This is a genomic window from Paracoccus sp. Z118 (genome assembly GCF_019061185.1).
GTDB lineage: Bacteria > Pseudomonadota > Alphaproteobacteria > Rhodobacterales > Rhodobacteraceae > Paracoccus.
On the sequence record NZ_JAHQZU010000003.1, the window covers coordinates 1 to 20,583 of the forward strand.

At 68.7% G+C, this 20,583-nt stretch carries 15 protein-coding genes, 1 tRNA gene, 2 pseudogenes and 1 riboswitch; of the genes and pseudogenes, 8 read left to right on the plus strand and 10 right to left on the minus strand.

Annotated elements, in window-relative coordinates; genetic code table 11:
• From KTN05_RS18440 to KTN05_RS02955, 5 genes and pseudogenes are all read right to left on the minus strand, one after another.
• Positions 1–225: pseudogene (locus KTN05_RS18440) on the minus strand (DDE-type integrase/transposase/recombinase); the annotation flags it as partial.
• A 159-nt stretch (positions 226–384) separates the two neighbouring features.
• Positions 385–459, minus strand: a tRNA-Glu gene (locus KTN05_RS02940).
• Between the two features lie 102 nt (positions 460–561).
• On the minus strand, positions 562–2,325 hold the full coding sequence (gene recJ, locus KTN05_RS02945; protein ID WP_217327893.1) for a single-stranded-DNA-specific exonuclease RecJ: 1,764 nt from the start codon (positions 2,323–2,325) through the stop codon (positions 562–564).
• 225 nt (positions 2,326–2,550) lie between these two features.
• Complete coding sequence (gene glpX / locus KTN05_RS02950) at positions 2,551–3,522, minus strand: class II fructose-bisphosphatase (protein WP_217327894.1); 972 nt, start codon at positions 3,520–3,522, stop codon at positions 2,551–2,553.
• 92 nt (positions 3,523–3,614) lie between these two features.
• The gene (locus tag KTN05_RS02955) at positions 3,615–3,875 is read right to left on the minus strand and encodes a BolA family transcriptional regulator (protein WP_217327895.1); all 261 of its coding nucleotides are present in this window, start codon (positions 3,873–3,875) and stop codon (positions 3,615–3,617) included.
• A 72-nt stretch (positions 3,876–3,947) separates the two neighbouring features.
• Here KTN05_RS02955 and KTN05_RS02960 point away from each other — a divergent pair, with 72 nt between their 5' ends.
• Complete coding sequence (locus KTN05_RS02960; protein WP_217327896.1) at positions 3,948–4,577, plus strand: DnaJ domain-containing protein; 630 nt, start codon at positions 3,948–3,950, stop codon at positions 4,575–4,577.
• Between the two features lie 51 nt (positions 4,578–4,628).
• Here KTN05_RS02960 and metK read toward each other — a convergent pair whose 3' ends face one another.
• The 3 genes and pseudogenes from metK to KTN05_RS18020 form a co-directional block, all read right to left on the minus strand.
• Complete coding sequence (gene metK / locus KTN05_RS02965) at positions 4,629–5,795, minus strand: methionine adenosyltransferase (protein ID WP_217327897.1); 1,167 nt, start codon at positions 5,793–5,795, stop codon at positions 4,629–4,631.
• 3 nt (positions 5,796–5,798) lie between these two features.
• Positions 5,799–5,845, minus strand: a riboswitch (SAM-SAH riboswitch).
• Between the two features lie 31 nt (positions 5,846–5,876).
• Positions 5,877–7,466, minus strand: coding sequence for an apolipoprotein N-acyltransferase (gene lnt, locus KTN05_RS02970; RefSeq protein WP_217327898.1), 1,590 nt, complete (start codon positions 7,464–7,466; stop codon positions 5,877–5,879).
• Between the two features lie 758 nt (positions 7,467–8,224).
• Positions 8,225–9,859 (minus strand): annotated as a pseudogene (locus KTN05_RS18020) (DEAD/DEAH box helicase); the annotation flags it as partial.
• Between the two features lie 381 nt (positions 9,860–10,240).
• Here KTN05_RS18020 and KTN05_RS02980 point away from each other — a divergent pair.
• Positions 10,241–10,732 (plus strand): hypothetical protein, encoded by a 492-nt coding sequence (locus KTN05_RS02980; RefSeq protein ID WP_217327899.1) that lies wholly within the window; start codon positions 10,241–10,243, stop codon positions 10,730–10,732.
• 4 nt (positions 10,733–10,736) lie between these two features.
• Here the strand turns inward: KTN05_RS02980 and KTN05_RS02985 are convergent, their stop codons facing one another.
• Positions 10,737–11,603 (minus strand): prephenate dehydratase, encoded by an 867-nt coding sequence (locus KTN05_RS02985; RefSeq protein WP_217327900.1) that lies wholly within the window; start codon positions 11,601–11,603, stop codon positions 10,737–10,739.
• Between the two features lie 132 nt (positions 11,604–11,735).
• On the opposite strand from KTN05_RS02985, the gene KTN05_RS02990 reads away from it, so the two are divergent.
• The 6 genes from KTN05_RS02990 to KTN05_RS03015 all read left to right on the plus strand — a co-directional run bounded on the left by KTN05_RS02990 (position 11,736) and on the right by KTN05_RS03015 (position 19,684).
• The gene (locus tag KTN05_RS02990; protein WP_217327901.1) at positions 11,736–12,272 is read left to right on the plus strand and encodes a cytochrome c family protein; all 537 of its coding nucleotides are present in this window, start codon (positions 11,736–11,738) and stop codon (positions 12,270–12,272) included.
• Positions 12,273–12,444: 172 nt separating this feature from the next.
• On the plus strand, positions 12,445–14,340 hold the full coding sequence (locus KTN05_RS02995) for an extracellular solute-binding protein (protein ID WP_217327902.1): 1,896 nt from the start codon (positions 12,445–12,447) through the stop codon (positions 14,338–14,340).
• Between the two features lie 28 nt (positions 14,341–14,368).
• On the plus strand, positions 14,369–15,448 hold the full coding sequence (locus KTN05_RS03000) for a microcin C ABC transporter permease YejB (RefSeq protein WP_217327903.1): 1,080 nt from the start codon (positions 14,369–14,371) through the stop codon (positions 15,446–15,448).
• Positions 15,445–16,548 (plus strand): ABC transporter permease, encoded by a 1,104-nt coding sequence (locus tag KTN05_RS03005; RefSeq protein WP_217327904.1) that lies wholly within the window; start codon positions 15,445–15,447, stop codon positions 16,546–16,548. Before KTN05_RS03000 ends, KTN05_RS03005 begins: the two co-directional genes overlap by 4 nt.
• Complete coding sequence (locus tag KTN05_RS03010; protein ID WP_254367948.1) at positions 16,545–18,431, plus strand: ABC transporter ATP-binding protein; 1,887 nt, start codon at positions 16,545–16,547, stop codon at positions 18,429–18,431. The genes KTN05_RS03005 and KTN05_RS03010 overlap by 4 nt, the downstream gene beginning before the upstream one ends.
• Positions 18,428–19,684 (plus strand): glycosyltransferase, encoded by a 1,257-nt coding sequence (locus tag KTN05_RS03015; RefSeq protein ID WP_217327905.1) that lies wholly within the window; start codon positions 18,428–18,430, stop codon positions 19,682–19,684. Before KTN05_RS03010 ends, KTN05_RS03015 begins: the two co-directional genes overlap by 4 nt.
• Here KTN05_RS03015 and KTN05_RS03020 read toward each other — a convergent pair.
• Positions 19,675–20,529: a fumarylacetoacetate hydrolase family protein gene (locus tag KTN05_RS03020; RefSeq protein WP_217327906.1), complete on the minus strand. Its 855-nt coding sequence runs from the start codon at positions 20,527–20,529 to the stop codon at positions 19,675–19,677. The two genes, KTN05_RS03015 and KTN05_RS03020, sit on opposite strands and share 10 nt — an antisense overlap.
• Positions 20,530–20,583: the final 54 nt, after the last annotated feature.

Sequence of the window (20,583 nt, forward strand, 5' to 3'; positions counted from 1 at the left end):
GAGCCCTGGTCGCTTCTGAAGATCTCGGGCCGACCGTGGCGGGCGAGCGCGTCCTCCAGCGCCTCGATGCAGAAGTCCGCCGACAGCGTGATCGACAGCCGCCAAGCCAGGACCTTGCGGCTGAACCAGTCGATGACGGCGGCGAGGTAGAGTGAGGCATCGGTCGCCATCGGTCCGAGACCGATGCCGAACGCCGCGGGCCATCGGAACGTAGGTAATGTCCACCATGAGTCACCTGTTGGTATCATCCGAAAACTATACCCACAGATGATACCAACAGTGTTGGGACGCATAGGGACACACCGGGACGCATAAGAATCTGAGAATTGATTTAAATGATTTTCGCGGCGTTCGGGACGCATGGAGATGAAAAAATCGAGAGAATGGCAGCCCGTAGGGGAGTCGAACCCCTCTTTTCAGGTTGAAAACCTGACGTCCTAACCGATAGACGAACGGGCCATCCAAGGCGTCCGCGCGGCGCTGCCCCGCGGCGTGGAGCGGTGTTTAGGCCAGGGTTCGCGGGGGTGCAAGCAGAAAGTTTGGCCCCCCGCGCGAATTCGGTCAGGCGGGCGCCGCGTCGTCGAGGCGCAGGCGCAGGCGCTGGCGGCCGCCCCAAGCCGACAGCTCCAGCTTGCCCGCGAGGTGAAAGCGGCGGCCCTGCGCGCCCAGCAGGGCCGGGCCGAGCGTGCCGGACATCGCGCCCCAGGCGACAGCATCAACGGGCGCGGTGCCGGCGCTGCGGAAGCGCAGGCGCAGGTGGCTGTCGCCCATGGTGCTGATGGAATCGACCATCTGATCCGCGAAGGCGAAGCGCGGGGCAGGGGCGGCGGCGCCGAACGGGCCGGCGCGGTCCAGCATCTCCAGCAACTCGACCGAGGCGCCGGAAGGGTCCAGCAGGCCCGAAATTCGCAGGTCGTCGCCCGCGTCCAACTCGCCCGACTGCCGCGCCACCAGTTCCGACAAGCGGGCCATTGCGGCGGGAATCGCGGCCTCGGCAACGGTCAGGCCGGCGGCCATGGCGTGACCGCCGCCCTTCTCGATCAGCCCCTCGGCCATCAGGCGCTGCATCGCGCGGCCGATATCCACGCCGGGGACGGACCGGGCCGAGCCCTTGCCGACGCCGTGCTGCACCCCGATCACCACGGCGGGGCGGCGCGCCGCCTCCTTTACGCGGGCGGCGACGATGCCGACGACGCCGGGGTGCCAGCCCTCGCCCGCCGCCCAGGCCAGCGAGGGATCGGCGCGGGTCTCAACCTGCGCCAAGGCTTCCTCGCGCAGCCCCGCCTCGATCGCGCGGCGGTCGCGGTTGAAATCGTCGAGCCGGGTGGCGAGGCGCACCGCCTCGGCCGGGTCGGTGCAGGACAGGCACAGTGCGCCAAGATCCGGCTGGCCCACCCGTCCGCCTGCGTTGATGCGGGGGCCCAGCAGGAAGCCGAGATGGAAGGCCGTGGGCAGGGTATCCAGCCGCGCCACGTCGGACAGCGCGACCAGTCCGGGGCGCTGCCGGCGGGCCATGATGGCGAGGCCCTGCCGCACAAAGGCGCGGTTGACGCCGATCAGCGGGGCCACGTCAGCGACCGTCGCCAGCGCCACGAGGTCGAGCTGGCCGATCAGGTCCGGCTCGCGCCGCCCCATGCCGCGCAGCACGCGGTTGGCCTGAACCAGCGTCAGGAACACGACCCCGGCGGCGCAGAGATGGCCGAGCGCGCCGTCCTCGTCGGCGCGGTTGGGGTTCACCACGGCAAGCACCGGCGGCAGCGTCTCGCCGCCCTGATGGTGGTCCAGCACGATCACCTCGGCGCGGCCCTTGGCGGCGGCGAGCGCGTCGTGGCTGAGCGTGCCGCAATCGACGCAGACGATCAGGTCATGGCGTTCCGCCAGCGCGGCGATGGCGGGGGCGTTGGGGCCGTAGCCTTCGTCGATACGGTCGGGGACGTAGAGCGTCGCGTTCTGGCCCAGATCGCGCAGCCAGCCCAGCAGCAGGGCCGCCGAGGCGCCGCCGTCCACATCGTAATCGGCGAAGATGGCGATGCGCTGGCCCTGCGTCGCGGCATGGGCGATGCGGTCCGCCGCCACGGCCATGTCGCGCAGGCGCAGCGGGTCGGGCAGCAGGTCGCGCAGGCGCGGCTCCAGATGGGCAGGGGCGGCGTCGGGCTCGATCCCGCGCTCTGCGAGGACGCGGGCGATCGGCAGGGGCAGGGCGGAGAGCTGCGCGAGCCCCTCGGCGCGGCGCTCCAGCTCGGCCGGCGGGCCGATCCAGCGGCGGCCGGTGAGCGAGCGCGCGACGTCGAGGAAGGGGCGCGGCGATTGGATGACGGACGACATGCCGGGTTCTTGCGGCAGCGGGGCGGCGCTTGCAAGGGCGGGGGAGGCGGCCGCGGGGCGCCGCGCGCAGGCGGTTGTCGCAGCCCGCCCCCAACCTGCCCTGAAAGGCACGAGAACCGGGCCGCAATCAAGTTTGCGTCACGTCCTGCGGCTTGTGGCAAATGAAAACGGCCGCCGCCCACAGGCAGCGGCCGGAAGGCCGGCTCGTGGCCATGAGCGGAGGAATCAGCCCCGCTTGATCGGGTTGCGGTAGAACATCCGCCGGACGGAGCCGGTCTTGGACCGCATCAGGATCGTCTCCGTCTCGATGAAGGTCGGCTCGCGGCGCAGGCCCTTCACGATCGAGCCGTTGGTGACGCCCGTGGCCGAGAAGATCACGTCCGCCGTCACCATCTCGTCGCGGGTGTAGATGCGGTTCAGGTCGGTGATCCCGGCCTTTCCCGCGCGGCCACGCTCGTCGTCGTTGCGGAACAGCAGCCGGCCCCAAATCTGCCCGCCCATGCATTTCAGGGCCGCCGCCGCCAGCACGCCTTCGGGCGCCCCGCCAGAGCCCATATACATGTCGATGCCGGTGATGTCGGATTCGGCCACGTGGATCACGCCGGCCACGTCGCCATCGGTGATGAGCCGGATCGCCGCGCCGGTCGAGCGGACCTCGGCGATCATCTCCTCATGGCGGGGGCGTTCGAGGATGCAGACGGTGATGTCGCCCGCCGTCACGCCCCCAGCGGCGGCCAGCGCCAGAACCCGCTCGCGCGGCGACATTTCCAGGCTGACCACGTCCTTGGGATAGCCGGGGCCGACGGCCAGCTTGTCCATGTAGACGTCGGGCGCGTGCAGCAGCGTGCCGCGCGGGGCCATCGCGATCACGGTCAGCGCGTTGGGCATGTCCTTGGCGGTCAGCGTCGTGCCCTCCAGCGGGTCCAGCGCGATGTCCACCTCGGGACCGTCGCCGGTGCCGACCTCCTCGCCGATGAACAGCATCGGCGCCTCGTCGCGTTCCCCCTCGCCGATGACCACGGTGCCCTTGATGTCCAGCATGTTGAGCTGGTCGCGCATCGCGTTGACGGCGGCCTGATCGGCGGCCTTTTCGTCGCCGCGGCCGATCAGCTTGGCCGAGGCATGGGCCGCGGCCTCGCTGACGCGGGCGAGGCCCAGCGAAAGCATCCGGTCATTGAAATCCTTGGGGGCGTTCATATCTGGTCCTCGTTACGCGCTGAAATCGTTTCCCGGCTTCTAGGCGCGGCGCATGAACGCGGCAAGACTGGGGGCGCTAACGGCGGCCGCTGTCACTCGGCCGCCAACTCGAGCGCGAGCGCGTGGATGCGCGGCACGATGTCGCCCAACGTCCGGTTGACCAACCGGTGCTGTTCGATCCGGCTGAGCCCCGCAAGCCGCGGCGAGGCCATGCGGATGCGCCAGTGGGTCTGCCCGCCTTCGCGCCAGCCGCCATGGCCGCGATGGCTCTCGCTTTCGTCGATGACCTCCAGCCGGGTGGGGTCAAGCTCTGCCAGCCGCTCGGCCATCTCGTCGGCAATGGATCGTGTCATATCGGTTCATCCCCTTACAAAGCGGCGCAAATGCCTTAAACTCCCGGTCCCGAGTCGATAGCAGGCCAATCCATGACCAACAACGACCCGTTCGGTTTCGACATCTCTGCCGCGTCCGACAAGAAGCGCCGGACGAAGGGCCGCCGCGGCATGTCCGGCGCGTTCGAGACCTCGACGCGCAAATGCGACAAGGAAGGCTGCCGCGAGCCGGGGCAGTATCGCGCCCCGAAGTCGCCGCGGGCGCTGGATGATTACTACTGGTTCTGCAAGGACCACGTGCGCGAATACAACCTGAACTGGAACTACTTTCAGGGCCAGTCCGAGGCCGAGTTCCAGGAGTTTCTGGACAACGCGACGGTGTGGGAACGTCCGACCCGCCCCTTCGGCAAGGCCACGCAGGAACAGGCCTGGGCGCGGCACGGGATCAGCGACCCGCTGGAGATTCTGGGCGCGAACGGGACCGCCCCGGAGTCGCGTGCCCGCGTCGCCCGCAAGCTGCCCCCGACCGAGCGCCGCGCGCTGGACATCCTCGAGGCGAAGGACAGCTGGTCCAAGATCGAAATCCGCAAGCAATACAAGTCGCTGGTGAAGGATCTTCATCCCGACATGAACGGCGGCGACCGTTCGGACGAGGACAGGCTGCAACAGGTCGTCTGGGCCTGGGACCAGATCAAGGACAGCCGCAGCTTCCGCGACGAATGAGAATGGCCCCGCCCGTTTCCGGGCAGGGCCTGCTGGTCGCGACGGGCTGTGTCAGACTGCTGCCTTCAGCGCCTCGACAAGGTCCGTGCGTTCCCAGCTGAAGCCGCCATCCGCCTCCGGCTCGCGCCCGAAATGGCCGTAGGCGGCCGTGCGGCGATAGATCGGGCGGTTCAGCGCCAGATGGGTGCGGATCCCGTTGGGGGTCAGGTCCATGACCTTGCGCAGCGCCGCCTCGATCTCCGCCTCGGTGACGGCGCCGGTGCCGTAGGTGTCGGCATAGATCGACAGCGGCTCGGCCACGCCGATCGCGTAGGAAAGCTGGATCACGCAGCGTTCGGCCAGCCCCGCCGCCACCACGTTCTTCGCCAGATACCGCGCCGCATAGGCCGCCGAGCGGTCCACCTTGGTCGGGTCCTTGCCCGAGAACGCGCCGCCCCCGTGCGGCGCCGAGCCGCCATAGGTGTCCACGATGATCTTGCGCCCGGTCAGCCCCGCATCGCCATCCGGCCCGCCGATCACGAACTTGCCCGTCGGATTGACGTGCCAGACGGTTTTCCCGGTCAGCCACTCTTTCGGCAGCACCTCGCGGACATAGGGCTCGACGATGGCGCGGATGTCGTCAGAGGTCTGCGCCTCGTCCTTGTGCTGGTGGCTGACGACGATCTGGGTCACTTCGACCGGCTTGCCGTCCTCGTACCGCACGGAAAGCTGCGACTTCGCGTCGGGGCCGAGCGTCGGCTGCTCGCCCGATTTGCGCGCCTCGGCCAGCCGGCGCAGGATGGCGTGGGCATACTGGATCGGGGCGGGCATCAGCTCGGGCGTCTCGTTGACGGCATAACCGAACATGATCCCCTGATCGCCCGCGCCGCCGGTTTCGACCCCGCCCCAGATATGGGCGGACTGTTCGTGCAGGAAGTTCAGGACGTGGCAGGTGTTCCAGTGGAACTTCTCCTGCTCGTAACCGATATCGCGGATGACGCTGCGGGCAAGCTCGCCGATGCGGCCCATGTGGCTGGCCAGACGGCCCTTGTCGGAAAGCCCGATCTCGCCACCGATGACGACCATGCCCGAGGTGGCGAAGGCTTCGGCCGCGACGCGGGCCTGCGATTCCTCGGCCAGCAGCGTATCGAGGATCGCATCCGAGATCTGGTCGCACAGCTTGTCGGGATGCCCCTCGGAAACGGATTCCGAGGTGAAGACGTAATTCTTGCGGGACATGATTGCTCCATTGGGTGACCCGCCACGCCAGGAAGCCGTTGTGGCGGCAGTAAGCCGGCTTATGCCAGCCGCCAGGTGGGGTCAACTGCCGGTAGAGACGCGGTATCGCCGCAGTCCCAACCAGCCGAGCGCGGCGATGAGCACGGCAACCGCAGGCCAGTCGCCGAGCCGCCACCACAGCGTCGGCGGCAGCGCAGCGGGCAGCGGCGCGTCGAGATAGCCCTCCTGATCCAGCGCGATCTGTCCGCGAACCTGTCCGCGTGCGTCGATCGAGGCGGTGACGCCGGTATTGGCCGCGCGCATCAGCGGCAGCCCCGATTCGATCGCCCGCAGCCGCGCCTGCGCGAGATGCTGATAGGGGCCGGACCAGGTGCCGAACCAGGCGTCGTTGGTCACTTGTAAAAGCCAGCCGGGCCGCGCGTCCGTTTGCCGCAGATGGCGCGAGAACACCGCCTCATAGCAGATCAGCGGCTGCAGCGGGGGCAGACCGGCCATCTGGACGACCTGCGGGCCGGGACCGGCGGCATAGCCGAAGCCGTTCTGCGCGGCGAAGGCGCCGACACCGAACCGGGCAAGGACGTTGCCGGCCGGGATGTATTCCCCGAACGGGACGAGGTGGAACTTGTCATAGACTTGCCCCACCAGCGCGTCAGGCGTGATTTCGGCGAGGCTGTTGAACCAGAGCCCCCGTTCGCTGCGCTGAATGCCGAGCAGGACCGGAGCACCGGCCGCCGCCACGATCTCGGGCAGAAGCGGGTCGGCCTGCTCCAGCAGGAAGGGCGCGGCGGTTTCGGGCCAGATCACGGCGGCAAGGGGCTCCCGCGCGGGCGCTGCGGAAAGCTGAAGCAGTCGGTCGTAGAAGACGCCGGACCACTCGGGGTCCCATTTGCGGGTCTGGTCGGCATTGGGCTGGACCAGCCGGATCACCGGGCCGGGATCGGGCGGCAGCGGCGCGTTGAGCCGGGCGAGCCCCGCGAACCACGCCGCCCCGATCAGCGCCGCCGACAGCGGCAGTCCCTTGGCGATGGCAGTCGAGATGCGCCCGTCCCGCGCCGCCCAGGCGGGCATCGCGGCCGCGGCCATCGTCAGCCCCGACAGCCCCACCGCGCCGATCCACGCGGCAGTCTGCCCGGCGGGCGTCGCGATCCAGACATGCCCGGCCAGCGCCCAAGGGAGGCCGGTGAACAGCCAGCCGCGCAGCCAGTCCGACAGCGCCAGCGCCAGCGCCACGGCAAGCGTGCGGTCGCGCGGGTTTCCGCCCAGCTGCCATGCGGCCCAGCCCGGAAGCGCCCAGAACAGCGCCCCGCCCGAGGCCATCAGGATCAGCGCGAAAGGCGCCATCCAGCCGTGGATCTCGGGCTGCACGAGGAACGGCTCGACGATCCAGAACATCGCCAGCGCGAAATAGCCTGCCCCGGCGGCGAAGGCGCGGCCGAAGGCGGCGCGGCGGGAGCGGGCGTAACCGATGCGCCAGACGACCGCGGCGAGCGCCAGCACGGTGACCGGCCACAGCCCCCACGGCGCTTGCCCGAGCGCGGCGGCGGCACCGGCCAGAAGGTCTGCCAGGATGCCGCGCCAGTCGGGGAAGCGCCGCGAGCGCGGCGACGCAGCGGGCGGCGTGTCATCCGCCCGCGTGCCGGCCTGTTCCTCTGCGCGGGGCAGGGCCGCCATCCCTCGGCGGCCCGTCAGCCCTGCGGCTGCTCGTCCGGGCGCGTCTCTTCCCCGGCAGCCTGTTCCCCTTCGGCACCCTCGGCGGGCGCGATCTCGGACAGCGCATCCGCGGCACGGATGTCTTCCAGCAAGGCGGCGTCTTTGGGAACTGCCTGCTCCGGCAGCGACTCATCCGCAGGGCGATCTTCCGGCAGGGCATCTGCCGCGGCGCCACCCTCGGCGGGTGCGTCTTCGGGAAGAGCATCCTCGGGCAGGGTGCCCGCGCCGGGATTGTCCTCGGGCAGGGGATCGGTCTGTCTCTCAGCCTCGCTACTGACGGGCGGCGCAGAAGACGGCTGAGCGGCCGTGTCCGTTTCCGCCGCCGGTGCGGGATGGGCGCTTGCGGACTCTCCGCCCGTTGCCGCCGCAGCTTCCGGCTCGGCGGCCTTCTTGCGGCGAGGCGCGCGCTTGCGGGGCGGTGCTTTCTCGGCCGGTGCATCTTCCGTCGCGGCTTGGGCAGGAGCCTCAGGCGAGTCCTCTGCCTCGGCAGGCGCAGCAGGCTTGCGGGCCCGGCTGCGCCGCTTGGGCGCGGGCTTCTCTGCGGCGGGCGTTTCCGCAGGCCCGGACGGCGGCGATTCGGGTGCCTGAGTCACGATCGGCGTCACGGCTTCGACTTGCGTCGGAGCGGGTTCTGGCGCCTGCTCGACCACGGCTTCGGCCTGCGCCTTGGCAGGTTTTTCCGTGGCTTTCTCGGGCTGTGCAGCAGCAGTCTCGAAGTTGCGGAAGCTCGTCAGCATGAAGTCGGGGACGTGATCGCCCATGCCGACGAGGGCAGGGCCGCGATCACGGTCGCGGTGACGGGCCTGCCGGCCGTCGCGGCGGCCATCGCCGCGGTCGCTCCGGCTATCGCTCCGATCATTCCGGCGATCGCCGTTCCGTTCGTCGCGGGACCCGTTCGAGCGGCCGTTCGAGCCGTTCTGCCGATCATCTGCGCGCGGCTCGCGCCGACGCTCATCGCTGCGCGCGCCGGCCGTGCGCGCTTCGGGCAGATCGACGCGCCCGCCTTCGGACACGGTTTCGACCGCTTCCGGCAGGGCGGCGGCCGGTTCGCTGCGGGCGGATTCGGCGCGTGCGGGGCGGCGGCTCTCGTCTCCCTCGTCGCGGCGCGGGCGAGAACGGGTCCGGCTGCCGGCAACCCGCGCACCGCTGCGCCCTCCCTCCCGCGGCTCGCGCGGGGCGCGTTGCGCGGCGTCGGAAAGCGAGAACCCCTCGGGCGGTTCGGCGCGGGGCAGGGTCTGCTTCACCAGCGATTCGATCGCGGCGAGGTATTTTTCATCCGCAGGAGTCGCGATGGAGATCGCGGTGCCCTGACGGCCGGCGCGGCCGGTGCGGCCGATGCGGTGGACGTAATCCTCGGCATGGCTGGGCAGGTCGAAGTTGATGACATGGCTCACCGCCGGGATGTCCAGCCCCCGCGCCGCCACGTCCGAGGCGATCAGGAACCGCAGCGTGCCGTCCCGGAAGCCGTCCAGCGTCGCGGTGCGCTGGCGCTGGTCGAGGTCGCCATGCAAAGGCGCGGCGTCATAGCCATGCGCCTTCAACGACTTGGCGACGATGTCCACCTCGGTCTTGCGGTTGCAGAAGATGATCGCGTTCTTGAGGTTTTTGCCCTCGGCGTCGATCACCGCCCGCAGCAATTCGCGCTTCTGCTTGGCGGTCTGGTCCTTGCGGGTGGGGGTCAGCTCGATCAGCTTCTGGGTGATCGTCTCGCTGGCGGTGGCCTGGCGCGCGACCTCGATCCGCACGGGCGCGGTCAGGAAGGTGTTGGTGATCCGCTCGATTTCCGGCGCCATGGTGGCGCTGAAGAACAGCGTCTGCCGGGTGAAGGGGGTCAGCTGGAAGATCCGCTCGATATCCGGGATGAAGCCCATGTCGAGCATCCGGTCGGCCTCGTCCACGACCATGATCTGCACGCCCTGCAGCAGCAGGTTGCCACGCTCGAAATGATCGAGCAGCCGCCCCGGCGTGGCGATCAGCACATCGACGCCGCGGTCGATCAACTGCTCCTGATCGCGCATCGATACGCCGCCGATCAGCAGCGCCTTGGTCAGCCGGGTGTATTTGGCGTAAACGTCGAAATTCTCGGCCACCTGCGCGGCGAGCTCGCGCGTGGGGCACAGCACCAGGCTGCGCGGCATCCGCGCCCGCGCCCGGCCGCGCCCCAGCAGGGTGATCATCGGCAGGGTGAAGCTGGCGGTCTTGCCGGTGCCGGTCTGGGCGATGCCCAGCACGTCACGCCCTTCCAGCGCGGGGGGAATCGCCCCGGCCTGGATCGGCGTCGGCGTGGGATAGCCCGCTTCGGTGACGGCCTTGAGCACCTTGGGGTCGAGTTTGAGGTCGGAGAACTGAGTCATTCAGAGGCTTTCGTGCAGGGATCGAATCGTCCGTGGACGCGGTCCGGCCTGCCATTGGCCGAGCCTGCCGCGCATGTCCGGGACGCTTTCAAGATCCACGCGCCCCTCGGCTGCCCGCCGGATGCGGGCGAGGGCGCAGGTATAGCAAAATCGGGGCGGGGTCAATGTTTTCGCGCATCTGTCGCTGGGTCATGCGGAAATTTGGACGCCCGAGGCGGGGGCCTCGCGTTCAGAGAGCGATTCGGCGGCCATCCTGCCCCGGTGGGCACCCGATTCTCACAATCGGGGAATGACGGTTGCGGACCGGCTGCAATCATAGGTAATGCCCTGTCGAGGTAAGCCGAGCTTGTCTGTCTCGATTTCGAACCAGGGGAATGCCCGATGAAATTCGCCACGCGACAGGATAGCGATCTTTCCGCCGACGATCTGTTCACGGCCATCGGCGACTTTCCCCGCGCCGAGCGGATGCTGGTCAATCGCGGCGCGCAGGTGCGCCGGCTGGACCCCTCGCGCGAGCCGGGGGCGGGCATGGCGTGGGATATCGGCTTCGATCTGCGCGGCAAGCGGCGCGAGCTTCGGCTGGCCGTGATCCGCTTCGACCGGCCCGAGAGCATCTTCATGGAAGGGCGCAGCGATCTGTTCGAGCTGACCATCGAGATGACGGTGATCGCGCTCACGCGGGTCAAGTCGCGCCTGATCTTCGAGCTGGAGGTGAAGCCGCGCAACATGCGGGCGCGGCTGCTGTTGCAGACGGCCAAGCTGGGCAAATCGAAGCTTGATCGGCAGTTCGCCGAGCGCATCGCCGATTTCGTGAGGGTTGCCGGCGCCCATCGCACCCCGCCACCAGGGGCGGTGCGGGCGGCTGCCCGCTGACGCCTCAGCGGGCCTGATCGGCCCGCAGCGGATCGGCGGGATAGACCCCGAGAATCTTCAGCGAGGAGGTGAAATACCGCAGCTCGTCCAGAGCCCGCGCCAGCGCCGGATCATCGGGATGCCCCTGCACGTCGGCATAGAACTGCGTGGCGGTGAAGACGCCGTCCACCATGTAGCTTTCCAGCTTGGTCATGTTGACGCCGTTCGTGGCGAACCCGCCCATCGCCTTGTAAAGCGCGGCGGGGATGTTGCGCACCCGGAACACGAAGCTGGTCATCATGGCGTCTTCGCCCGCCCTGTTGCGGCGGCGCTCCAGCTTTTCCTCGGGCGACATGATGAGAAAGCGGGTGGTGTTGTTCTGCCGGTCCTCGATCCCGCTGGCGAGGCTTTCCAGCCCGTAGATCTCGCCCGCGAGGCTGCTGGCGAGCGCGGCGACGTGGCGATCGCCAGCCTGCGCGACCAGCATCGCGCTGCCCGCGGTGTCGGGGCCGACGACGGCGTGGATGTCGTGTTCCGACAGGAAGCCGCGGCACTGACCCAGCAGCATCGTATGGCTCATCGCCTCGCGCACGTCGGACAGCTTTGCGCCGGGCACGCCCAGCAGGCTGATCTGCACCCGCACGAAACATTCCTCGATGATGTGCAGGCCGGATTCGGGCAGCAGGTGGTGGATGTCGGCGACCCGGCCATAGGTCGAGTTTTCCACCGGCAGCATCGCCAGATCCGCCTGGCCGGCGCGCACGGCCTCGACCGCGTCCTCGAAGGTGCGGCAGGGCAGCGCCTCCATCGTCGGGCGCGCGGCGCGGCAGGCTTCGTGGCTGTAGGCGCCCGGTTCGCCCTGGAAGGCGATGCGGTTGGTGGCGGCTTTCATGCAATCGGCCCCTGCATGGCGGTGACGGTTTGCCCGTTTTGTGCGGATCACGGCTGAACTATACCTTGAACCGGCAAAGCGAAAGCGGATAGATACCGGCCAATTCCAGGCTCACCGGACAAGGATGCGGGCATGTTCAACACGATGACCATTACAAAGGCGGCAGGCGCACTGATCGGCTCGCTGCTGTTCCTTCTGCTGGTGTCGTGGGGGGCGTCGTCGCTGTATCACATCGGCCCCACGGGCCATCTGGCTGAGGGCGAGTCGCACCCGCAGGCCTACACCATCCCGGTCGAGGATTCCGGCGCCGGTCAAAAGGATGCGGTCGAGGAGGAGATCGACTTCGCCGCCCTGATGGCCTCTGCCGATCCCGCCGCGGGAGAGCGGGTGTTCGGCAAGTGCCGCGCCTGCCACAAGCTGGACGGCACCAACGGCACCGGCCCGCATCTGGACGGCGTGGTCGGCCGCGCGGTCGCCAGCACCGACTTCAGCTATTCCGATGCGATGGTGGCCCACGCCGCCGAGGCCCCGGTCTGGGACGCCGAGGCGCTGCAGCACTTCCTTGAAAACCCCAAGGCCGACGTGCCGGGCACCAAGATGGTGTTTGCGGGCCTCGCCCGCCCGCAGGAGCGCGCCGACCTGATCGCCTATCTGGAAACCCAGAACTGATCTGGGTTCAGGGTCGCAGGAACGCAGGCGCGGGGGCATTCCCCGCGCCTTTTTCGTCCGCGCGGATGGCCGCACACGGCGCGCTGGCGGGCCGTCACAAATCCGGCAGGGCGCTTGCAGCGGAACGCCCCCTCGGCCTAGCGTTGCGGGGCATGGCGAAGGGACATATCGGATGACGGCTTGGCGCGCGAAGGGGCTGGCGGCGTGGATCGGGATGGGGGCGATGGCGCTCGGCAGCGGCGTCCTTGCGCAACAGACGGCCTCGCCCGCGCCCTCCGGGCCTGAGGCCACCACCGTCTCGCACGGCGTCGCCATCTTCGACGAGTTGAAGCTGCCGCCGGACTTCCCGCATCTCGCCTATGTCAACCCGGACGCCCCGAAGGGCGGCGAGATCAGCGAATGGGCGGCGGGGGGGTTCGACAGCTACAATCCCTACACGATCAAGGGCCGGGGCGCGGCGCTGTCCACCATCATGCTGGAAAGCCTGCTGACCGGCACCGCGGACGAGGTGGGCGCCGCCTATTGCCTGCTGTGCGAGACCGTCGAATACCCCGAAAGCCGCGACTGGGTGATCTTCACCCTGCGCCCCGAGGCGAAGTTTTCGGATGGCACGCCGCTGACGGCGCAGGACGTGCTGTTCTCGTACGAGCAGCTGCGCGACAAGGGCCTCTCGTCCTTCCGCACCGTGATCGCCCAGCAGGTCGCCTCGGCCGAGGTGCTGGACGAGCGGCGCATCCGTTTCACCTTCACCCCCGACTACCCGCGCCGCGACGTGATCCAGTCCGTCGGCGGCCTGCCGGTCTTCTCGCAGGCGGATTTCGCGGCGAACGACCGCGACATCGGCGAAAGCTCGGCCGTGCCGTTCATCGGCTCCGGCCCCTACATGTTCGATCGCGGCGACATGGGCCGCAGCGTCAGCTATCGCCGCAATCCCGATTACTGGGGACAGGGCCTGCCGATCAACGTGGGCCGCAACAACTTCGACCGCATCCGCATCGAGTATTTCGGCGACTACGAGACCGCGTTCGAGGCATTCAAGGCGGGCGAATACACCTTCCGCAACGAGGCGAGCAGCATCATCTGGGCGACCCGCTACAATTTCCCCGCCTTCAACAACGGCTGGGTGGTGAAGGAGGAGCTTGCCAGCGGCGAGGTCGCCAGCGGCCAGTCATGGGTCATCAACCTGCGCCGCCCGCAATTCCAGGACATCCGCGTGCGCGAGGCCATCGCGCTCGCCTTCAACTTCGAATGGTCGAACGACACGTTGTTCTACGGCCTCTACGAGCGCGTCAACAGCTTCTGGGACAACTCGCCGCTGGCCGCCTCGGGCACCCCGTCCGAGGGCGAGCTTGCGCTGCTGGAACCGCTCGCCGCCGACCTGCCCGAGGGCATCCTGACCGACGAGGCGGTGATGGCCCCGGTCAGCGGCGAGCGCCAGCTCGACCGCGGCAATCTGCGCAAGGGCGCGGCGCTGCTGAACGACGCGGGCTGGACCATCGCCCAGGATTCCCGCGACGGGCTGCGCCGCAACGCGCAGGGGCAGACGCTGCGGGTGGAAATCCTGAACGAATCTCAGACCTTCGACCGGGTCATCAACCCCTTCGTCGAGAACCTGCGCGCCCTCGGCATCGATGCGGTCCATACCCGCGTGGACGACGCCCAGATGGAGGATCGCCGCCGCCGGCATGATTTCGACCTGATGACCCAGGCGCTGGGGCAGGACCTCATTCCCGGCGCCGGGTTGCAGCAGTATTTCGGCTCGCAGTCCACCGACGACGTCTTCAACGGGATGGGGCTGGCGAACCCGGCCGTGGACCGGCTGATCTCGCTGGTCGAGAACGCCACCAGCGGCGAGGAGCTGACCACCCGCGTCCATGCGCTCGACCGGGCGCTGCGGGCGCTGCGTTTCTGGGTGCCGCAGTGGTTCAAGGGCACCCACACCGTCGCCTACTGGGACATGTATGGCCACCCTGAGAACCTGCCTCCCTTCGCCCTGGGCGAGCTTGATTTCTGGTGGTTCGACGCCGATAAGGCGGACGCGCTGAGACAAGCTGGGGCGATCCGCTAACCGGTCGGGCGCGCGGGCAGGGATCACCATGGGCGCATATCTTCTGCGGCGGCTGCTGCTGATCGTCCCGACGCTGATCGGGATCATGCTGGTGAACTTCACCCTGACCCAGTTCGTCCCCGGCGGTCCCATCGAACAGATCGCCGCCCGCATCCAGGGCGAGGGCGACGTGTTCCGCAACATCGCCGGCGGCGGGGACGCGGGCCAGGCGAGCGGCGGAACCGAGCAATATGCCGGCGCGCAGGGCCTGCCGCCCGAGTTCATCGCGGAGCTGGAGCGCGAGTTCGGCTTCGACAAGCCCCCGGTCGAGCGGTTCCTGTCGATGATGGGCAACTATCTGCGCTTCGATTTCGGGGAAAGCTGGTTCCGGTCCATCAGCGTCGTGGATCTGGTGGTCGAGAAGATGCCGGTGTCGATCACGCTGGGGCTGTGGTCCACGCTGCTGGCTTATCTGATCTCGATCCCGCTGGGCATCCGCAAGGCGGTGCGGGATGGGACGCCCTTCGACACCTGGACCTCCAGCACGATCATCGTGGGTTACGCGATCCCCGGCTTCCTGTTCGCGGTGCTGCTGATGGTGCTGTTCGCGGGCGGATCCTACTGGCGCATCTTCCCGCTGCGCGGGCTGACCAGCGACAACTTCGCGGACCTGTCGCTGTGGGGGAAGATCGTCGATTACCTGTGGCACATCACCCTGCCGGTGACGGCGGCCACCATCTCCAGCTTTGCCACACTGACGCTGCTGACCAAGAACAGCTTCCTCGACGAGATCAACAAGCAGTATGTGATGACCGCCCGCGCGAAGGGCCTGACCGAGGGCCGGGTGCTGTACGGCCATGTCTTCCGCAACGCGATGCTGATCGTGATCGCGGGCTTTCCGTCGCTGTTCCTCGGGGTGTTCTTCGGCTCGTCGATCCTGATCGAGACGATCTTCTCGCTCGATGGTCTCGGCCGGCTGGGATTCGAGGCGGCGGTGCAGCGCGACTATCCGGTGATCTTCGGCACGCTCTACGTCTTCGGGCTGATGGGCCTCGTGATCGGGATCCTCTCGGACATGATGTATGTGCTGGTCGATCCCCGCATCGACTTCGAGAAGCGCGCCGGATGAAGCTGTCCCCCCTCAACCAGCGCCGCTGGCGCAGTTTCCGCCGCAATCGCCGCGCCTTCTGGTCGCTGGTGATCTTCAGCACGCTGTTCGTGCTGTCGCTGTTCGCCGAGGTGATCGCCAACGACAAGCCGGTGGTCGTCAGCTACCGGGGCGATCTCTACTTCCCGGCCTACAACTTCTACCCCGAGACGGCCTTCGGCGGCGATTTCGGGACCGAGGCGATCTACCGCGACCCCGCCGTGCAGTGCCTGATCGTCTCCGGCGGGCGTCAGGATTGCTGGGACGCGCCCGAGGAGTTCATGGCCGCCGTCCGGGCCGGCGCGAGCGATGTGCCGCACGCCGAGCAGGGCTGGATGATCTGGCCGCCGGTCCCCTATCACTACCGCACAATCAACAATGTCGGCACCGCCCCCAGCGCCCCTGATGCGGACCACTGGCTCGGCACCGACGACACCACCCGCGACGTGACCGCCCGCGTGATCTATGGGTTCCGCCTGTCGATGCTGTTCACGTTGATCGTGACGGCCGCATCCTCGATCGTCGGCATCGCGGCGGGGGCGGTGCAGGGCTATTTCGGCGGCCGCACCGATCTCGTGTTCCAGCGCCTGCTGGAGATCTGGGGCTCCACCCCGTCGCTCTACGTCATCATCATCCTGTTCGCGATCCTCGGTCGGGGCTTCTGGCTGCTGGTGTTCGTCTCGATCCTGTTCGGCTGGCCCGCGCTGGTGGGCGTGGTGCGGGCCGAGTTCCTGCGGGCGCGCAACTTCGAATATGTCCGCGCCGCCCGCGCGCTCGGCGTCAGCGACCGGACGATCATGTTCCGCCATATCCTGCCCAACGCGATGGTCGCCACGCTGACGATGCTGCCTTTCGTCGTGACCGGCACGATCTCGTCGCTCGCCGCGCTGGACTATCTCGGCTACGGCCTGCCCGCTTCGGCCCCGTCGCTGGGGGAACTCGCCCTTCAGGCCAAGCAGAACCTGCAGGCGCCGTGGCTGGGCTTCACCGCCTTCTTCACCTTCGCGATCATGCTGTCGCTTCTGGTGTTCATCTTCGAGGGCATCCGCGACGCCTTCGACCCGCGCAAGACGTTCCGATGACCGACCGCCGCCACGACGACCCCGCAGCGCCGCCCTATCCGCCGCCGGTGTTCACCCCCAAGACAGTGCCGCCGAAGGACGAGACGGCGGGTGGCCAGGCGGCGCCCCTGCATCCGCCGGCCGAACTGACCCCGCCGGTCGTCCCCGCGCCGGGCGAGGCTGCCGCCGTCCCCGCCCAACCGTCCGCACGACGTGCCTCTTTCGGGCGGCAGGAAAATATCCTCGGGGGCCCGGGGGCAGACAGCCCCCGGTCCGGCAGCGCCGCAAGCGCCGTCCTCGACATCCGCGATCTGAAGATCAGCTTCCGGCAGGACGGCAAGATCACGCAGGCCGTCCGGGGTGTCAGCTTCATCGTGAACCGGGGCGAGACGGTGGCGCTGGTGGGCGAATCCGGCTCCGGCAAGTCCGTCACCGCGCTGTCCACCGTGCGTCTGCTGGGCGACGCGGCCATCGTCGAAGGCAGCGTCACCTATAACGGCGCCGAACTGATCGGCGCGCCCGAGCCGCGCCTGCGCGCCGTGCGCGGCAACGACATCAGCTTCATCTTTCAGGAGCCGATGACCTCGCTCAACCCGCTCCACACGATCGAGAAGCAGCTCGCCGAAAGCCTCGCCTTGCATCAGGGGCTGCAAGGGCAGGAGGCGCGGGCGCGGATCATCGACCTGCTGACCCGGGTCGGCATCCGCGACCCGGAAACGCGGCTGGCCGACTATCCGCACCAGCTTTCCGGCGGCCAGCGGCAGCGGGTGATGATCGCGATGGCGCTGGCGAACGGGCCGGAACTGCTGATCGCCGACGAGCCGACCACCGCCCTGGACGTGACGATTCAGGCGCAGATCCTCGACCTGCTCGCCGACCTCAAGCGTGACGAGGGGCTGTCGATGCTGTTCATCAGCCACGATCTCGGCATCGTGCGGCGGATCGCCGACCGGGTCTGCGTGATGCAGGGCGGCGAGATCGTCGAGCAGGGGCCGGTCGAGGACATCTTCCGCAATCCGCAGCACCCCTATACCCGCAAGCTGCTGGCCGCGCAGCCGAGGGGGACCGCCGACCCGATCCTCGACGATGCGCCCGAGGTCGTGGCGACCCGCGATCTCAAGGTCTGGTTCCCGATCAAGCGCGGCTTCCTGCGCCGCACCGTGGGCCACATCAAGGCTGTCAACGGCGCGACCTTCAGCGTCCGCGCGGGCGAGACGCTGGGGATCGTGGGCGAATCCGGGTCCGGCAAGACGACGCTCGCGCTGGGGATCATGCGGCTGATCGAGAGCAATGGCCCGATCCTCTACATGGGGCAGGACATCCAGACATGGCCCGCCCGCCGCCTGCGCGAACTGCGCCGCGACATGCAGATCGTGTTCCAGGACCCGTTCGGCAGCCTGTCGCCGCGCATGACCGCCGCCCAGATCATCGCCGAAGGCCTGGGTGTCCACGGCGTCGAGAAGGGCCGCGACCGGCGCGAGATGGTGGCCGAGATCATGGCCGAGGTCGGATTGGACCCCGCCGCGATGGACCGTTATCCGCATGAATTCTCAGGCGGGCAGCGGCAGCGGATTGCGGTGGCGCGGGCGATGATCCTGCGGCCCAAGGTGGTGGTTCTGGACGAGCCGACCAGCGCGCTGGACATGACCGTGCAGGTGCAGATCGTGGAGCTGCTGCGCGGGCTCCAGCGGAAATACGGGCTCGCCTTCCTGTTCATCAGCCACGACCTGCGGGTGGTCCGGGCGATGGCGCACCAGATCATGGTGATGCGGGCGGGCGAGGTGGTCGAGCAGGGATCGACCCGGCAGGTGTTCGACAACCCCTCCAGCGACTACACCCGCGCGCTCATGGCGGCGGCCTTCCCGGTGGACACGGATGTCAAAGCGATCAAGGATCTTCCGTGAAGATCCTGTTCGTCCACCAGAATTTCCCCGGCCAGTTTCCCCATATCGCTCCGGCGCTGGCCGCGCGGGGCCATGACGTCATGGCCCTGACGGATCAGGAGAACCGCCGCCCCTCGCCGGTGCGGGTGGCCCGCTACGCGACCCCGCCGAGGCCCACCGTCAGCCATCCGCTGGGCCGCACCTATGCCGAAATGGCCGAACGCGGCTGGCTGGCGGCGCGGGGCGCACGGGCGCTGCGCGATCGGCACGGCTATGCGCCGGACGTGATCCTCGGCCATTCCGGCTGGGGCGAGACGCTGTTCCTGCGCGAGATCTGGCCCGACGCGAAGCTGCTGGTCTATGCCGAACTCATGTATCGCACACGCGGCCACGATGTCGGCTTCGACCCGGAAATCAACCCCGCGACCGACGAATCCCGCGTCTCGACCATCGCGCGCTCGGCCCATCTGGTGCAGGCGCTGGTGCAGGCCGATGCCGGGATCGTGCCGACCCGCTATCAGCTGGACAGCTTTCCCCCGGAACTGCGCGGCAAGCTGACGACGATCCATGACGGGATCGACACCGACAAGCTGCGCCCCAACCCGGCGGCGACGCTGACGCTGCCGAACGGGCGTGTGCTGCGGGCGGGGAACGAGGTCGTCAGCTACGTCTCGCGCTCGCTGGAGCCCTATCGCGGCTTCCACGTCTTCATGCGGGCGCTGCCGCGCGTGCTGGCCGAGCGGCCGGAGGCGCAGGTGGTGCTGGTCGGCGGCGACGGGGTGAGCTACGGGGCCAAACCCAAGGAGGCCGAAAGCTGGAAAGCCAAGATGCTGGCGGAATTGGGCGATGCCCTGCCGCTGGACCGCGTGCATTTCCTCGGCCGCGTGGCCTATGCGGATTACCTGTCGCTGCTGCAACTGGCCCGTGTCCATTGCTACATGACCTATCCCTTCGTGCTCAGCTGGTCGCTGACCGAGGCGATGGCGGCCGGGGCGCTGGTCGTCGCGTCGGACACCGCGCCGGTGCGCGAACTGGTCCGCGACGGTGAGAACGGGCGCCTGGTGCCGTTCTTCGACCGCCCGGCGCTGGAAGCGGCGCTGATCCGCGCGCTGGCAGGCGATCCCGACGCGGACCGTCTGCGGCAGGCCGCGCGCGAGACGATCCTTGCCGGCTATGATCTCAAAAGCCACAGCCTGCCGCGCCAGATCGCGTGGATCGAGTCCTTCGCCCCCGCCGGCAGCCCGGCGAGGGCGGAAGCGGTGCCTCAGCCCTGAACGACGCGCTGGGTCTGGACGCCGAGACCCGCGATCTCCAGCCGCATCACCTGACCTGCGCGCAGGAAGACCGGCGGCTTGTAGCCCATGCCGACGCCCGCCGGGGTGCCGGTGGTGATGACGTCGCCCGGTTGCAGCGTGGTGAAGCGCGAGCAGTAGCTGACGATCTTCGCGACGGAGAAGATCAGGTTCGCGGTCGTGCCCTGCTGGCGCGTCACGCCATCGACCGTCAGCTCCATCGCCAGCCGGCCCGGATCGGTGATCTCGTCCGCCGTCACCATCCACGGGCCGATGGGACCGAAGCTGTCATGGCCCTTGCCCTTGTCCCAGCTTCCGCCGCGCTCCAGTTGCCATTCCCGTTCGCTCACGTCGTTGACGATGCAGTAGCCGGCGACATGGTCGAGCGCTTGCGCCTCGTCCACGCGGCTCGCGGGGGTGCCGATGACGATGCCCAGTTCCAGCTCCCAGTCGAGCTTGGTCGAGCCGGGCGGCAGGATCACGTCGTCATCCGGGCCGCTGATGCAGCTGGTCCACTTGGTGAAGATGATCGGCTCGGCCGGGATCGGCAGGTTCGCCTCGGCCGCATGGTTCGCGTAGTTGAGGCCGATGGCGAGGAACTTGCCGACGCGGCCGACGCAGGGGCCGAGCCGCAGGCCTGACTGGGGCTTGCCGTCCACGAGCGGCAGGGTCGAGACATCCAGATCGGCCAGCCGGGCGAGACCGGCGGGCGTCAGCACGTCGCCGGCGATATCGTCCACATGGGCGGACAGGTCGCGCACCCGGCCTTCGTCATCCACCAGACCGGGCCGTTCGGCCCCGCTGTCGCCAAAGCGCACCAGTTTCATGTCACTGTCCTTCCTCTTCTCGCATCGGCGCGGAACCTGCCATGCGGGACAGGG